2 protein-coding genes and 1 pseudogene are annotated in these 1,260 nt (G+C 61.0%); 2 read left to right on the top strand and 1 reads right to left on the bottom strand.

Going from position 1 to position 1,260, the window contains the following annotated elements; genetic code table 11:
- Positions 1-112: pseudogene (locus tag V8U06_RS29095) on the top strand (electron transfer flavoprotein subunit alpha/FixB family protein); the annotation flags it as partial.
- A 98-nt stretch (positions 113-210) separates the two neighbouring features.
- Here the strand turns inward: V8U06_RS29095 and V8U06_RS29090 are convergent.
- On the bottom strand, positions 211-561 hold the full coding sequence (locus V8U06_RS29090; RefSeq protein ID WP_145926105.1) for a hypothetical protein: 351 nt from the start codon (positions 559-561) through the stop codon (positions 211-213).
- Positions 562-672: 111 nt separating this feature from the next.
- Between V8U06_RS29090 and V8U06_RS29085 the strand changes: the two genes are divergently transcribed.
- Positions 673-1,260 (top strand): NAD(P)/FAD-dependent oxidoreductase (locus V8U06_RS29085; protein WP_427143634.1); only part of this gene is annotated, 588 nt, incomplete at its 3' end.

Here is a 1,260-nt window from a genome sequence, read left to right as displayed (position 1 = left end):
GGTGATCGTCGCGATCAACAAGGACGAGGAAGCGCCGATCTTCCAGGTCGCCGATTACGGTCTTGTGGCAGATATCTTCGATGCCCTACCGGAACTGCAGAAGGCGCTTTGACTGATTTAACATCGCCTCCCAAGCGACGGATGGCGTGGCTTTCAGGCTGCGTCATCCTTTTGATTTCTTTTGCTCCAGAAGATCTTTGGATGAAAAATCTACGTCCTGACAGCATCGTGCAGTCGATCCACCGCATCGTGGCCGCGATCACCGGCTACCTCGCCAAATCGCGAGGTTACATCTCGGACAGGTCGCAGTTCGATGATCGCACCGATCGCAAGTGTCATGGGTGCGAAATCGCCCCTGATGTCTTCTTCGGACATGCATCCCTGCGACGGGAACGTCGGGCGGATTTGCCAGCTTCGGCCGGCCGGCGCCGATTGGATAGAGCTTGGTGCCACGGCAATAGACGTGGTGTTCAATCCCGCTCTGACACCCCAGACAGGGGCACGTTCTGCCTCGTCGGCGACGTCGCCTTCCGGCGAGTGCGCGAAGGTCTGGAGTGTCATCACGCCCGTCCCCGCGGCATCGGCCCCATGACCACCCTCCGCTGATGGCGAGTACGGCGATCATCCCTATCGCAAACTCGACGCAGGCCGCCAAAGTTCTGAGAGACTGACATGAGCGAAGAAATGGAACTCCCCGCACGCGAAAGCATGGAATTCGACGTTGTGATCGTTGGTGCGGGACCTGCGGGGCTTTCGGCGGCGATCCGGCTGAAGCAGATCAATCCCGAGCTTTCCGTGGTGGTTCTGGAAAAGGGCGCCGAAGTCGGCGCGCATATCCTGTCGGGCGCCGTCGTCGATCCGATCGGCATCGACCGGCTATTGCCGGGCTGGCGCGACGAGGCGGATCATCCGTTCAAGACTGAAGTCAAGGACGACCATTTCCTGCTGCTCGGCCCGGCCGGCTCGATCCGGCTGCCGAACTTCGCCATGCCGCCGCTGATGAACAATCACGGCAACTACATCGTCTCGCTTGGAAACGTCTGTCGCTGGCTTGCCGGTCACGCCGAAGCGCTCGGTGTCGAGATCTATCCGGGCTTTGCCGCAACCGAAGTGCTCTATAACGACGACGGCGCCGTCATCGGTGTCGCCACCGGCGACATGGGCATCGAGAGGAATGGCGAGCCTGGCCCGAACTTTGCCCGCGGCATGGCGCTGCTCGGCAAATACACGCTGATCGGCGAGGGCGTGCGCGGCTCGCTC

Origin of the sequence: Shinella sp. G-2 (assembly GCF_050172695.1) — a bacterium.
Taxonomy (GTDB): Bacteria; Pseudomonadota; Alphaproteobacteria; order Rhizobiales; family Rhizobiaceae; genus Shinella.
The sequence above is the reverse complement of the archived record's forward strand: the minus strand, read 5'-3'. Positions and strand labels throughout refer to the sequence as shown.